This is a genomic window from Dokdonia sp. 4H-3-7-5, assembly GCF_000212355.1.
Taxonomy (GTDB): Bacteria; Bacteroidota; Bacteroidia; order Flavobacteriales; family Flavobacteriaceae; genus Dokdonia.
Genome location: NC_015496.1, coordinates 345,304 through 359,604, shown reverse-complemented (window position 1 = coordinate 359,604; position 14,301 = coordinate 345,304). Strand labels below are relative to the sequence as shown.

The 14,301-nt window shown below is 37.2% G+C and carries 11 protein-coding genes; all 11 read left to right on the top strand.

The window, feature by feature from the left end:
• Window position 1 precedes the first annotated feature (1 nt).
• On the top strand, window positions 2-2,299 hold the full coding sequence (locus KRODI_RS01545; protein ID WP_013749809.1) for an alginate lyase family protein: 2,298 nt from the start codon (window positions 2-4) through the stop codon (window positions 2,297-2,299).
• Window positions 2,300-2,303: 4 nt separating this feature from the next.
• Entirely contained in the window at window positions 2,304-2,651 is a 348-nt protein-coding gene (locus tag KRODI_RS01540) for a cupin domain-containing protein (protein WP_013749808.1), read from the top strand.
• A gap of 265 nt (window positions 2,652-2,916) precedes the next feature.
• On the top strand, window positions 2,917-5,985 hold the full coding sequence (locus tag KRODI_RS01535; protein ID WP_013749807.1) for a SusC/RagA family TonB-linked outer membrane protein: 3,069 nt from the start codon (window positions 2,917-2,919) through the stop codon (window positions 5,983-5,985).
• Between the two features lie 18 nt (window positions 5,986-6,003).
• A complete protein-coding gene (locus tag KRODI_RS01530; protein ID WP_013749806.1) occupies window positions 6,004-7,437 on the top strand; it encodes a RagB/SusD family nutrient uptake outer membrane protein in 1,434 nt (477 codons plus the stop codon).
• Window positions 7,438-7,453: 16 nt separating this feature from the next.
• On the top strand, window positions 7,454-8,290 hold the full coding sequence (locus tag KRODI_RS01525) for a PKD domain-containing protein (RefSeq protein WP_013749805.1): 837 nt from the start codon (window positions 7,454-7,456) through the stop codon (window positions 8,288-8,290).
• A 7-nt stretch (window positions 8,291-8,297) separates the two neighbouring features.
• Complete coding sequence (locus KRODI_RS01520) at window positions 8,298-9,212, top strand: polysaccharide lyase family 7 protein (protein WP_013749804.1); 915 nt, start codon at window positions 8,298-8,300, stop codon at window positions 9,210-9,212.
• 112 nt (window positions 9,213-9,324) lie between these two features.
• Complete coding sequence (locus tag KRODI_RS01515) at window positions 9,325-10,029, top strand: FadR/GntR family transcriptional regulator (RefSeq protein WP_013749803.1); 705 nt, start codon at window positions 9,325-9,327, stop codon at window positions 10,027-10,029.
• A 130-nt stretch (window positions 10,030-10,159) separates the two neighbouring features.
• Window positions 10,160-11,461 carry an MFS transporter gene (locus KRODI_RS01510; RefSeq protein ID WP_013749802.1) on the top strand — a complete coding sequence of 434 codons (1,302 nt, stop codon included), beginning with the start codon at window positions 10,160-10,162 and terminating at the stop codon, window positions 11,459-11,461.
• 24 nt (window positions 11,462-11,485) lie between these two features.
• Entirely contained in the window at window positions 11,486-12,247 is a 762-nt protein-coding gene (locus KRODI_RS01505; RefSeq protein WP_013749801.1) for an SDR family NAD(P)-dependent oxidoreductase, read from the top strand.
• Between the two features lie 22 nt (window positions 12,248-12,269).
• Window positions 12,270-13,292, top strand: coding sequence for a sugar kinase (locus tag KRODI_RS01500; protein WP_013749800.1), 1,023 nt, complete (start codon window positions 12,270-12,272; stop codon window positions 13,290-13,292).
• Between the two features lie 2 nt (window positions 13,293-13,294).
• The gene (locus KRODI_RS01495; protein WP_013749799.1) at window positions 13,295-13,966 is read left to right on the top strand and encodes a bifunctional 4-hydroxy-2-oxoglutarate aldolase/2-dehydro-3-deoxy-phosphogluconate aldolase; all 672 of its coding nucleotides are present in this window, start codon (window positions 13,295-13,297) and stop codon (window positions 13,964-13,966) included.
• The last annotated feature ends 335 nt before the right edge of the window (window positions 13,967-14,301 follow it).

The following is a 14,301-nucleotide window of genomic DNA, read 5'->3' as shown; positions in this document are numbered from 1 at the left end:
TATGAAATTAATTAGCAGAAATACGGCTCTTGTAGTTGGTATCACACTTTCGACTTTATTCGTTTCTTGTGATGAGCAGGGAACTAGTAAAGACACATCGGGCGCTACTACAAGTGGCGCAAATCCAAATGTAGTACTTACCACAACTGAGGTTGAAGATATAAGAGCTAAGTTGGGAAGTGTTCCGTTGTTTGATAGTTCGCTAGCTGTAGCAAAACAAGAAGTAGATGCAGCAATGGAAAAAGGGATACAAGTGCCTATCCCAAAGGACATGGCTGGAGGTTATACCCACACACAGCATAAATTAAATTATACCATACTTCATAAGGCAGGGGTGATTTTTCAGCTCACGGGAGAAGAGAAATATGCACAGTATACGAGAGATGTATTAATGAAATATGCAGAGATGTATCCTTCATTACCACGTCACCCGCAAGAACGATCATATTCTCGTGGGAAGATATTCTGGCAATGTCTCAATGATGCAAACTGGTTAGTGCATATGAGCCAGGCGTATGACGCCATACGTAGTTGGATACCAGAAGAAGATCGTGAGATTCTCGATACAAAGTTATTTCGTCCATTTGCAGATTTTCTGTCTGTAGAAACACCACAATTTTTTAACCGCATTCATAATCATAGTACTTGGGGTACTGTCGCTGTAGGTATGATAGGTTTAGTAATGGATGATGATGAGCTTGTAGACCGCGCATTGTACGGCATTAAAAACGATAGTATTTCGGCGACCGCGACGGATAATGATGGCGGACTCATAAAGGCTGAGGGTCAAAAAACAGGGTTTCTAGCAAATCTAGATGAACCTTTTTCGCCAGATGGTTATTATACAGAAGGACCGTACTATCAGCGATATGCGATGTATCCTTTTTTAGCTTTCGCGAAAGCGTTAGAAACTAAAAAACCGGAACTCAAAATATTTGAATACAATGGCGGAGTTTTAATAAAAGCAGTAGATGCACTTCTTAACCTCACCGATCAAAATGGTGATTTTTTCCCACTAAATGATGGTCAAAAAGGAATGTCTTATAACACGTCATCATTGGTTTCTGCAGTGGATATTGCTTATTATTATGGGAATCAAGACGCACGTTTACTATCGGTAGCGCAGCAGCAAGGACAAGTAGAACTTGATATTACCGGTCTTGCAGTAGCTCAGGCAATTGAGGCAGGTAAAGCAATCCCATTCACAAAAGAATCTGTTTTACTACATGACGGCCCAGAAGGTAATCAAGGTGGTGTTGCTATTTTAAGAGCAAATTATAGTCAAGGAACGATGGCACTAGTGATGAAAAATGCTAGTCATGGTTTGAGTCATGGGCATTTTGATAAGCTCTCTTATTCTCTTTATGAAGATGGAGCAGAGGTATTGCAAGATTATGGACTCGCACGTTTTGTAAATGTCGAGCAAAAGAATGGAGGTGGTTACCTAAAAGAAAATACGACTTGGGCAAAGCAAACTATTGCTCATAATACAGTGGTGATTGATGAGACATCACACTTTAAAGGTAGTTTTAAGGAAAGTTCAAAACACCACCCAGAGATTATCACTTTTGAAACTAATGATGAAAAACTACAAGTAGTAAGCGCCACAGAAAACAACGCTTACCCTGGAACGGAGATTACACGCACTATGATGATGGTAACACCAGAAGGTGGTAACAAGCCATATATAATAGATATTAATCAAATAAACAGCAATCAAGCGCATCAGATAGACTTACCAATCTATTATCATGGGCAGGTCATCTCAACTAGTTTTGATTTACAGCAGGAAGCATCATTACGCGCATTAGGAACGGCAAACGGATATCAACACATATGGAAAGAGGCCATGGGTAATGCAAAGGCTGGAAGTAGTCAATTTACTTGGCTTAATAATAACAGATTCTACAGTGTTACTACACTTTCAGATAGTAAGGATACATTTATTTTAGGTCGTGTGGGAGCAAATGATTCATCGTTTAACCTACGCAGAGATCCTATGTTTATACATCGAAAGACAGATGTTAAAAACGCAGTGTACGCTCAGGTGATAGAATCCCATGGTACCTATAATGCGGTTACAGAAAAAGCGCAGGATGCATATGCATCTGTGGCATCTATAACTCAAGAAAAAGCACCAGAAGGATATGTGGCTATAAAAATCACTATGCTATCTGGGGAGGAGCAACTTGTGGTGGTGGTAGATAACGCTTTCGCGAAAGCGCAACATTCAATAACCCTATCAAATCAAACATACACCTGGAAAGGTAATTACACTTTAAAACAAATTAAAAACTAAGAATATGAAATCATTTGGAGCAAGTAAAGAATTTATAGAAGGCAACGACATTGAGTGGGAAGTTGTAGGTGAAGGAGTAAAACGTAAAATAATGGGCTATGATGACAAAATCATGCTTGTAAAAGTGCACTTTGAGAAGGGCGGAATAGGACCTATGCATGAGCATTACCACTCACAAGTTACTTATGTAGAAAGTGGATCTTTTGATGTGACTATAAATGGTAAGACTAAAACGCTAAAAGGAGGTGACTCTTTTTACATACCTCCACATGAATTACATGGAGCAATTTGTACCGAAGCAGGGGTATTAATTGACGTATTCTCGCCAATAAGAGAAGATTTTATGGAATAGTTAATATTTTAACACATTAATTTTTGTATTAACAGAATATTATACTCATATTTGGTAAACCAATTTGGTTGACCAGTTTGGTAAACCAAAAAAAAGGACAGCTTCGACACCGTCCTCTTTATAATTACTTCTGGTACGAAGTATAAATAAGCTCAGTAAGCTTACTTGTTGTAAATGTATGAAATCGCATACAGAGTTTAGAACAGTTAATAGGTTTCTGAGGATTATTTAATAAAACAAATTAATTTAATCTAAATCATTAATTATGAATGTAAAAACTAAGTTTTCCTTAGTCCTTTTTCTTTTATGCGGTGTTTTACTGTATGGGCAGGAAAGTTACTTATTAAAGGGAACTGTTGTGTCTGAGGAGGGGAATTCTCCTATCCCAGGTGTGAATGTATCAGTGCTCAATTCTCAAACGGGAGTTTCTACTGATTTTGATGGTAACTATGAGATTTCTGTTACCGCAAACGATATAGTGCAGTTTACATATGTAGGTTTTACTCCACAAGTAGTAACGATAACTGGACAGACTAGAGCAGATATAGTCTTGAAAATTGATGCAGGAACGCTAGATGAGGTTGTTGTAATAGGCTATGGGTCTCAATCTAGAACAAAAATCACAGGTGCTGTAGGAAAAGTAAAAAATGAAGATCTTGATCAAATAGCTGTAGGAACCGCTAATGAAGCCTTAGTAGGGCAAGTAGCAGGTCTTAATATACAAGCTACAGAAGGAGAAGCAGGATCAAATTCAACTATCAACATTAGAGGTATTGGGTCAATAGCAGGAGCTAGTGGACCTCTTCTTGTAGTAGATGGTGTTGTACTAGATGCCGAATTTTTAAACACAGTAGATGTAAATGATATTGAATCTGTAGAGGTTCTTAAAGATGCGGCTTCGGCGGCAATCTATGGTTCGCGAGCATCTGGTGGTGTAATAATCATTTCTACAAAACAAGGTAAGGAAGGTAAAACTCGTTTTAGCTACAATACTTTTACTGGTTTTAAAGAAGCTAGACAAAGTGATGCTTATGACATAAGTGTAGCAAAGTCACATGCAGAAGAGCTCGCACAAACTGGCGAACTTTCTTTGCGTTCTCAGTATAGAGAGCTTATAGGTATAGATCAGTCTTGGCAAGATCGCATTTTTGACGGTGGTATTATAGAGAGTCATTCTCTAAGTGCTAGAGGAGGTAGTGAGAAAACAAAATTTAATACATCACTTTCTTATTTACATGATGAAGGTGTACTTCTTACCGACGATTTCAAAAAATATAACTTTAGATTAAAAGTAGATACAGAGGTAAATGATAAGTTTTCTTTTGGAGCAAATATTGCTCCGTCATACACAAACAGAAGACGTTTTGATGGTTCTACACATGATATTTTAAGACAACAACCTTGGTTGCCTACGTATCACGATGAAAATTCAATTCAGTATGTAGATCGCAATGTCTTTCCAAATGTTCAGATAGGTGATTATGCTCAAGAGCGTCACTTTGATAACTATGATCTTTTTGGAGACGGAAGCGAGTTAGTAGATATAAGTACTACAAGTAACCAAAATCCTGCTGCAAAAGTATTAGAAAGACATAGAACAGATGAGCAGTTTAGAATGTACGGTAACTTCTATGGAAAATACGAACTAGCCAAAGGTCTTAGCTTCAAAGCTACCTTAGGTGGGGATTATCAAAACAGAAAGCAAAGACGCTGGCAAGGTGTTGAAGCTAGTCGTAACGGAGCTTCTGCAGCGCAGTTAGATCTTGATACGTTTGATCAAATTCACATCTTAACGGAGGGATTATTATCTTACGATACCTCTTTTGGATCGCATAATATAAGTGCTATTCTTGGAGCATCGGCAGAGAAGTGGGATCGCGAGTATAGCGCTATTGGTGTAAATGGATTTGAAAACGATTTAATACAAACCCTAGGTGGAGGTACATCTGTAATAGAAAATATTTCATATAATACAGAGGAGCGTTTAGTTTCTTTCTTTGGACGTGTTAATTATTCTTTTGAAGATAAATATTTAGCTTCTGCAAGTTTAAGAACAGATGGACATTCATCTTTTGGTGTAAACAATAAATATGGTTATTTCCCAGCAGTGTCTGTTGGTTGGAACCTTGCTAGAGAAGATTTCTTAAGCGAGAGTGATGTAATAAGCGATTTAAAGCTAAGAGGAAGTTACGGATTTACAGGAAACAAAGATATTAGTCTTGGTAGTGGTGTAATTTCTGATAATATTGAGTTGTACCCTTCTTTACAACTATATGGACCTAACTCTGCAGTCTTTGGAAACGAAGTTTCTAGTGGTTTAGCTCCAATAAATGTTGCAAATCCAGATTTGCAGTGGGAACGTTCTAGCGAAACAAACGTAGCTTTAGATTTTGGTTTCTTTAATGGTAGGATCTCTGGATCTATAGATGCATATAATAAAGTTTCTGACCAATTATTGTTAAATGTGCCTATCTCAACTACAACAGGTTTTAGAGAAGGACTTGCAAATCGCGGAGAGGTTGTAAATAGAGGTATTGAAGTAGAATTGAGAACTCGCAATATTACTAATGAGAAATTCACATGGAGAACGACAATACTGGCATCTACAAATGAAAATGAGTTGACAGACTTTGCTGGGGCAAGCGGACTTATTACTAATGTAGATGATAAAAGAGCTGCAGAGTGGATTACACTAGAAGGACAGCCTATATCCTCTTTCTACGGTTTTGTAGTAGATAGAGAGGTGCCTGTAGAATTTATAACAGATCCTTACGCAGTGGTAGGTGGAGAAGCTCAAGATGTATATGTAAGAGATCTAAATGGAGATGGCTTAATTGATGATGATGATAAAACAGTTATAGGAGACCCTTTTCCAGATCTTGTATGGAGTATAGCAAATGATTTTCAAATAGGAGATGTTGATTTTAGCTTCACCTTTCAAGGAAGCTGGGGAGCAGAAGTGCGTAACATAGCAGATCAATATATATTTAATCACTTCAGTAGTCGTGAGGGTACAAACCTTGAGGTAGCTACAGATCAGAATTTCTTACAACAAAAGATTTTTACAGATGCTATCATCTCAGATGCATCATACGTAGCATTACGCACATTGAATCTAGGTTACACATTAGACTCAGATCTTATAAGTCAAGTAGGCTTAAGTAGTGCTAGGGTTTATGTTTCAGGACAAAATCTTTTATACTTCACAGCAGATGGTTATACAGGATGGAATCCGGAATCATATCAAAATGAAGGTGCTTTAAATGTAGGATATCAGCGTGGAGGAAATCCTATAGCTCGTACCATATCATTAGGATTAAACTTAGAATTTTAAAATTTAAAAGACAGAACTATGAAAACATATAAATTTTTAATGATGTTATTAGTTGTTGTGAGCTTTGCCTCTTGCGGTGACGATTTTTTAGAGCCTGTACCAACAGCTGTGTTAGTAGGTGATACTTTTCCAACAAATGAAAGTGATCTTGAATCTGTTCTTACTACAGTTTACGATGCGCTTCAAGGAGTTAATAGTCTTGAGATTACAAATAACAATCTTAATCATGGGCAGCAAATAGAGTTTTATGTAACAGAAATGTTAAGTGATAACACAAGGTCAAAAAGTGGAGAAGGAGAGGCAGGACAGTTTGATAACTTCACAGTACAGCCTACTAATGGTTTTGTGTTTGATTACTACCGTAGTATGTACAGCGTCATTACAAGAGCAAATCTAGTTCTTGAAAATATTGACCTAGCAATTACAGATGGTGACCGTATTGAAGGAGAAGCTCGTTTTATGAGGGCACTAGCTTATTTTAATCTTGTACGTTCTTTTGGAGATGTACCATTAATAGACGGCCCAATCTCAATAGAAGATGTAGAGACACAATTTACACGCGTTCCTACTAGTGAAATCTATAGCTTTATTGTAGCAGACTTACAATCTGCGGCTTCTAAGTTAGGAAGTACGACTACTGCAAATAGAGCTTCAAAAGCTGCTGCTCAAGGAATCTTAGCCAAAGTGTATTTAACGCAAAGAAGCAACTATGGAGAAGCTCAGAGTTTACTAGAGGAAATTATAGCAAGTCAAGAATATGCTCTTGAGTCTGATTTTAGAGAAGTATTTTATAACGAAGCAAATGGTGAAAACATTTTTACTGTTGGTTATGTAGCAAGTTCTTCACTAGATAGTCAAAACTTTTCGGCAGAGATGCTTAACGGTGTTGGTCGTACGAGTGGTGTAAATTATGTGACAGATGAGGCAATTGCCGCATTAGATGAGTTTGGAGGAGATAGAGCACAATATTCAAAGAGAGTAGATGCAGGACAGCCTACACAAACACAAGTGGTAAAGTATTTACCTAATGGTGATGCGAGTTTAGGAATTGAGCCTACAAGCTCAGATCCTACAAGTGCAGGTAATGATTGGATTATTCTTAGATATTCTGATGTATTACTTATGCATGTCGAGGCTATTTTAGCTGGAGGTGCAGTAACTCAATCATCAAACGCCTTAGAATCTTTTCAAGAAGTAAGAAACAGAGCAGGCTTAACTGATATTGTAGAAGAAGTTACATCAGAGCAATTACTAATAGAACGTCGTGTTGAATTAGCTTTTGAAAATCATAGAATACATGATTTGAAAAGATTTGGAACAGCACAACAAGTACTAACTGATTTTTCTAATGCCAACGGACATAGCTTTAGTGCTACAGATCTCTTATTACCACTTCCTCAGTTTGAGGTTAACTTGAGTAATGGTCTATTAACACAAAACCCTGGCTACTAATAATAAAAATAATACTATGAGATATTTTATAACACCAAGAAAATTCGTTTTTCTTTTAATAGGTATGGTTATTTCAGTTTCTTGTGAGAATGAATTAGATCTTCCAGAGGCGGGAAGTCGCGCAGATACAATGCCTCCAGAAGCTAACTTTTCTGCTACAAGAGATGTAAATAACTTTGATATTTATACGTTTTCCAACCTTTCAACAAGCGCAACAGCATATAGTTGGGATTATGGAGATGGTAATACGTCAACGACAATTGATGGTCAAAATCAATATGCTGCTGAAGGAGTATATACGATTACGCTAACAGCATCAGATGCTTTAGGTATAACAAGTACATTTTCATCAGATATTGAGGTAATTGAGCCAGAAGAACCAGATGCGATTATTCCAGTAATACTAGAAGCTAGTTTTGAAGATAACTCCTTGCCAGATGGTACTGGAGATGGACGTGACTCTTGGAGAAATTCTGACTTAGGAGGCGTTATCCAGATTAATACAAGCTCTTCTGTTCCTGATGGAAGTCAAGCAGCAAAATTTCCAAGTGACGGAAGCAGAATTGCATACCAAGAAATTGAGGTGACTCCTAACACAGATTATACTATTACGTACTCTTATAGATTAGAAGGAGCAGGAGGAGAAGCAACTGTTGCTATTTTACCAGGTGGAGGTTATACAGATCTTACTGTAGCACAAGGAGCTGCAATTGTAGAATTTACAGGATCAGAAGAAGACTACACTCTTACAACGCTTAATTTCAACTCAGGCGTGAGTAGCACGGTAAGTATTCTAATTTATAATGCTAGTGTCGAAGCAAGAGTAGACAATTTTACTGCAGCAGTACAATAATAAAACGATGTTGAAGACTTTTATAATATTATGCACACTATTACTTTCTGCAAGTTTGTCTTTAGGGCAAACTTCAGAAAATAATGGTAACTCACCTTCTGGGCGAGATGAAATTAGTACTAGTAAAATATCAAAAAGGAAGAAAAAACGTAAAAAATATAAGTTACCAAAGGTAGATCTATCTCACTGGAAAGTAACAATTCCAGTAGGTGAGCCGAAGATTATTGAAGTGGATCCTCCAGAGATTTTGAATTATGCCACAAATGAAGTTTTAAAACCCTACATGTACAATGACTCTACAAAAGGAGCTCTTGTTTTTCATGCAGTACCTGCACAGACCACTACAAATACAAAATATTCTAGGTCAGAGCTCAGAGAGCAGATGGTGCCAGGTAATAATTCTGTAAACTGGACTTTTGCACAAGGCGGTAAACTTAAAGTGAAAATGGCCATGGATAAAATTTCTCGTGATGAGAATGGTAAGTATCACAAAACAATTATCACGCAGATACACGGTAGACTTACTAATGAGCAGCGTGATGAGATTGGACAGAAAGATAATAATGCGCCTCCTATTTTAAAAATTTATTGGCAGAATGGTAAAATAAGAGTAAAAACAAAGAAATTGAGAACTTCTAATATTGGACCTGTAGAAATTCTAAAAAAAGAATCGTGGGTTGATGATGAAGGTTTTAATTTTGAACAAAAGGTAGGTTTTAAAAAATTTACTATTGAGGTAGAAGTAGAAGAAGGGAAAATGGTAATCTCTCTTAATGGTCAAGAGTATAAAACTTATGAAGATGTACACATGCAACGATGGGGTGTTTTTGAAAACTACTTTAAGGTTGGAAACTATCTTCAAACAAGAGACGAGAATGCATTTGCAGATGTTAGAGTCTACAATATAGAGGTTGAGCATTAATTAAAATGATAAATCACATTGTTATCTATTATAAATCAATAACTTTCTATAGATTTTAAGTTACTGTTTTAAGAATTAAGAAGAATTATTTTAGGAATTAAATTGTTACGATATGAAACTGGAGACACGTACAAAGACGACAGAAAATAAGGATACAGGTTTAGAGATTATTGGTCAAATTAGAGATATAATAAATTTGAAAAATCTGGAGCCTGGTGATAAGTTACCTTCTGAGCGTATGCTCTCTGATCGGTTTGAAGTGACTCGCAGTAGTGTGAGAGAAGCTATTCAAAAATTAGAATTTTATGGTATTCTTAAATCGATTCCTCAGAGTGGAACTTTTGTGGCAAACATAGGTGTGATTGCCCTTAATGGGATGATAGATGATATTCTTAAACTTGAAGATCCAGACTTCAAATCGTTAGTCGAAACACGTATTCTATTAGAACTTAAAACTGCCAGACTGGCTGCAATAAGGCGTACAGATAGTGATCTTAAAAAAATGCGACAAGCGCTAGACGCTTACACAGAAAAAGTAATTAATGGTGAAGATGCGGTTCAAGAAGACTTGCTCTTTCACCTTGCCATTGCAAAGGCATCTGGTAATAGTACAATGAACAATTTCATGCTGATTATTACTCCAGAAATTATTACAAATTTTGAAAAATATCATGTTTGTGATTCCGGAATGTCACAATCGGCTATAGAAGAGCATGAGAAAATCTACCTCGCAATTGAGCAACAAAATCCTCAAGAAGCAAAAGCAATGATGAAAAAACACTTCAAAGCACTGTATCAATATTGCTATAATATTTAAGTGACGAAATACGCTTTCGCGAAAGCGTAAAACTCAAGAAAAGACTGAAAAAATTGAACGTCATCTACGCATGGCTAGGGTGATTTTTTGCCTTATTTAAAAGAATTAATTAGATATAAAATTATAGTTTATGAAACTTAAAGGACTAAGATGGTGGGTTGTAGGGCTTATTGCACTGGCAACTGTTATTAATTATATAGACCGTCAAGCTCTAGTTGTTTTATGGCCTAGTATAGCAGAAGATTTATATCCAGATAAGACTACAACAGAGAGAAAAGAAATCTACGCTTTGATATCGGTAGTTTTTATGTTTTCATATGCTTTTGGACAATCCATTTTTGGGAAAATCTTTGATAAAGTAGGGACCCGATTTGGTTTTGTATTATCAATTGGATTTTGGTCTATCGCTACAGCACTACATGCACTAGCAAATGGAGTATTGAGTTTCTCAATCTTCAGATCAATATTAGGAGTTTCTGAAGCCGGAAACTGGCCTGGAGCAGCCAAAGGAAATGCCGAATGGTTTCCAGCCACAGAGAGAGCGTTTGCACAAGGATTATTTAATTCTGGAGCGGCTATAGGCGGTATCGTTGCAATCCCCACGATTGCTTTTTTGACTGTTTATTTTAGTTGGCAAATGATATTTGTAATCATCGGTCTTATAGGATTGTTATGGTTAGTTCCTTGGTTAATTTTAGTAAAAGCACCACCTAAGAGTCACCCGTGGTTAACAGAACTAGAAAAGCAGCATATTTTAAAAGGTCAAAAAATAAAAGAAGAGACAGAGAAAGATGAAAAACTAAGGGAGTATAACCCTCCTGTAGGAGAGTTGCTATCTAAAAAGCAAAGTTGGGGAGTTATCATTGCCTCCGCGGCGATAGATCCAATATGGTGGCTGTTTGTTTTTTGGATCCCTATATACCTTTCAGAAGTGTATGGTATGGATGTAAAAGCGATAGGTATCTATGGTTGGGTTCCTTATGTAGGAGCTATGTTTGGAGCTTGGTTTGGTGGTTTATTAGCGCAAAATAGATTGAAATCAGGATGGAATATTAATAAAACCCGTAAGATGGTAATTACTCTTGGTTGTATTATTATGCTTCCAGCACTTCTTGCTTTGTCAAATCCAGGATCACCTATAGCAGCTGTATTGATTATGGCAGTAGTGCTCTTTGGGTTTCAAACAGCAATAGGAAATGTACAAACACTACCAAGTGATTTGTACGGTAAAAAGACAGTAGGTACACTTTCAGGCTTTGCAGGAACAGCAGCAAAACTCACAGGAGCAGGTCTCGTTGCACTAGTGCCTAAATTAACAGTAGGAGGTAATTATACACCAGCATTTGTAATAGGCGCAGCATTAGCATTTATAGTAATAGCAAGTGTATGGATATTGATTCCTAAAATTGAACTTCTTAAATCAAATAGATAATAATAAAAAGTAAAAATTAATATTATGAGTAATAAAGGAAAAGTAGCTATCATAACTGGAGCCACAGGAGGAATAGGATTTGCAGTAGCAAAAAGACTAGGCCACGATGGATATACCGTTGTAATTAACGGAATTCAAGATGAAGATGGTGCAAAAAGACTTGAGGAGCTTAAGGCAGAAGGTATTACTGCCGAGTATTATGGCTTTGACGTTACTAATGATGAAGCTGTAACAGAAAATATCAAGAAAATAGGTGAGAAGTACGGTAAGATAGATGTACTTGTAAACAACGCTGGTGGACTAGGTGGTCGTTCAAGATTTGAAGAGATGACTACAGAGTTTTACAGATTTGTAATGGCGCTTAACTTAGACTCAGTATTCTTTGCTTCTAGAGCAGCAATACCATTCCTTAAGAAAGGAGATCACCCTACAATCATTAACTATACATCTAATGCTGGATGGAATGCAGGTGGACCAGGAGCAGGTATTTATGGTACTTCAAAAGCTGGAGTGCATACAATCACGAGAGCACTAGCAAAGGATCTTGCAGAATATGGTATCCGTGTGAATGCAGTATCACCAGGAACTATTGATACACCTTTCCACAAGCAAATTAAAGAGACTAAGCCAGAAGTGTTTGCTTCATGGGCAAATAATATTATGTTAGGTCGTCTTGGACAGCCAGATGATGTAGCGGGTGTAGTATCATTCCTTGCGAGTAAAGATGCCGCCTTCTTAACTGCCGAAACAATTCAAGTAGGCGGTGGTCAAGCATTAGGTATTTAATAAAACATTATATTCTTAGAATATGAGTAAAGTAGTCACTTTTGGTGAGATTATGTTACGGCTCTCGACAGAGCGATTCTTGAGATTTTCTCAAGCCAAAACCTTTGGGGTAACCTATGGTGGAGGCGAATTTAATGTAGCAGTCTCACTTAATAATCTAGGCGTCTCTGCAGATTTTGTTACTAGGCTTCCTAGTAACGAGATAGGCGATACAGCTCTTCAAGAAATTAAGAAAATTGGAGTAGGCGATAAGTATATTAAAAGAGGAGGTGATAGACTAGGGATTTACTTTCTAGAAACAGGAGCCGGAACAAGAGCTAGCAACGTGGTATATGATCGCGCTGGTAGCTCTATGGCTACTATTACAAAAGGATGTTTTGACTGGGAAAAAATATTTGAAGGTGCAACTTGGTTTCACTGGAGTGGTATTACTCCAGCAATATCAGAAGCAGCAGCGCTAGAGTGTCTAGAGGCTGTAAAAGTCGCAAGTAAGTTGGGGCTCAGCATCTCTACAGATTTAAATTACCGTTCAAAACTTTGGAAATGGGGCAAGGAGCCTAAGGAGGTAATGCCAGAACTTCTTAAGTATAGTAATTTAATACTAGGAGATATAGATACTGCTTTTTTTATGCTAGGTGAGGACAAAGTAGGACCTAACTATCAAGATGAAAAATCACTCCCTGTTTTATATGACAAGCTTTTTAAACTATGCCCTAACCTCAAGCAGGTTGCGACCACATTAAGATACTCTGTGAGTGCATCTCACCAGCGCATAGGAGGATTATTATATGATGGTGAGCAAGTGTATAGGGCACACATTCAAGAAGTAACGCCCGTAGTAGACCGTGTAGGGAGTGGAGATGCATTTATGGGCGGTCTAGCCTTTGGACTCATAGACGACCCTATAAACAAGCAGCGTGCAGTAGATATTGCTGTAGCGTCTTGTTGTTTAAAACATACCATTTATGGTGATTACAATTTGGTCTCTTTACAAGATATAGAACGATTTATGGATGGAGATCAATCAGGAAAAGTTTCAAGATAATTATGGCAAGATTTACAAGATTAGAAGTAGCACAAGCGATGAAAGACACGGGAATTGTTCCTTTGTTTTATAATGAATCTGTTGAGGTAGGCAAGCAATTATTACAAGCTTGTTACAGCGGTGGTGCTCGAGTAATAGAGTTTACAAGCCGTGGTGATAATGCACATAAGGTATTTGATGAGTTGTGCGCTTTCGCGAAAGCGGAATTACCTGAGTTAATACTTGGCGTAGGTAGTGTTACGAACGCAGCAGCAGCATCTCTTTATTTGCAGTTAGGAGCAAACTTTGTGGTAACTCCTGTATTGCGTGAAGATATCGCCTTGGTGTGTAATAGAAGAAAAGTGCTATGGTCACCAGGTTGCGGATCACTTACAGAAATTGCCCGTGCCGAAGAACTAGGCTGTGAGATTGTAAAATTATTTCCAGGAGGTATTTATGGAGCCCAGTTTGTAAAAGCAATAAAAGGACCATGTCCCTGGACGTCAGTGATGCCTACAGGCGGTGTTTCTCCTACCAGAGAAAGTCTAGAAGAATGGTTTAATGCAGGAGTAACCTGCGTAGGACTAGGTTCAAAACTCATTGCTCTAGATGAGAATGGAGCATGGGATTATAAAAAAATAGAAGAAAAGACAGCTCTGGCTATTGATTTAATAAAAGTTATAAGAGGTAAATAAGAGCATCATAAGGCTCACAATTATTTGAATTAGTTTGTTTATTTACATTTAGTTTGTATTTTAAAGGGTATCGAGAGATACCCTTTGTTGTTTCAAATTAGTCTCTCTATAGATGATGATTTTCAAGAAATAATTTTCTGGACATAACAAAGTTCTACAAGAAATTTTATTGGATAGTTTCCTTACTTGTTGATTTATGTATTTGTGATTCATAGTCATTAGTCTTTACATCTGTATTGTATTGCTGTGTTGTAAACTTTTTACTAAGCTTTCGCGAAAGCGTTTGTCTAAGAACATATTTCTACGAGTGAATTTTTTCAAATAAAAAGCCCAAC

Bases quoted from the DNA above. Each gene is read 5' to 3' on its own strand.
- KRODI_RS01545 (WP_013749809.1), top strand. From the start codon at position 2: ATGAAATTAATTAGCAGAAATACGGCTCTTGTAGTTGGTATCACACTT.
- KRODI_RS01540 (WP_013749808.1), top strand. From the start codon at position 2,304: ATGAAATCATTTGGAGCAAGTAAAGAATTTATAGAAGGCAACGACATT.
- KRODI_RS01535 (WP_013749807.1), top strand. From the start codon at position 2,917: ATGAATGTAAAAACTAAGTTTTCCTTAGTCCTTTTTCTTTTATGCGGT.
- KRODI_RS01530 (WP_013749806.1), top strand. From the start codon at position 6,004: ATGAAAACATATAAATTTTTAATGATGTTATTAGTTGTTGTGAGCTTT.
- KRODI_RS01525 (WP_013749805.1), top strand. From the start codon at position 7,454: ATGAGATATTTTATAACACCAAGAAAATTCGTTTTTCTTTTAATAGGT.
- KRODI_RS01520 (WP_013749804.1), top strand. From the start codon at position 8,298: ATGTTGAAGACTTTTATAATATTATGCACACTATTACTTTCTGCAAGT.
- KRODI_RS01515 (WP_013749803.1), top strand. From the start codon at position 9,325: ATGAAACTGGAGACACGTACAAAGACGACAGAAAATAAGGATACAGGT.
- KRODI_RS01510 (WP_013749802.1), top strand. From the start codon at position 10,160: ATGAAACTTAAAGGACTAAGATGGTGGGTTGTAGGGCTTATTGCACTG.
- KRODI_RS01505 (WP_013749801.1), top strand. From the start codon at position 11,486: ATGAGTAATAAAGGAAAAGTAGCTATCATAACTGGAGCCACAGGAGGA.
- KRODI_RS01500 (WP_013749800.1), top strand. From the start codon at position 12,270: ATGAGTAAAGTAGTCACTTTTGGTGAGATTATGTTACGGCTCTCGACA.
- KRODI_RS01495 (WP_013749799.1), top strand. From the start codon at position 13,295: ATGGCAAGATTTACAAGATTAGAAGTAGCACAAGCGATGAAAGACACG.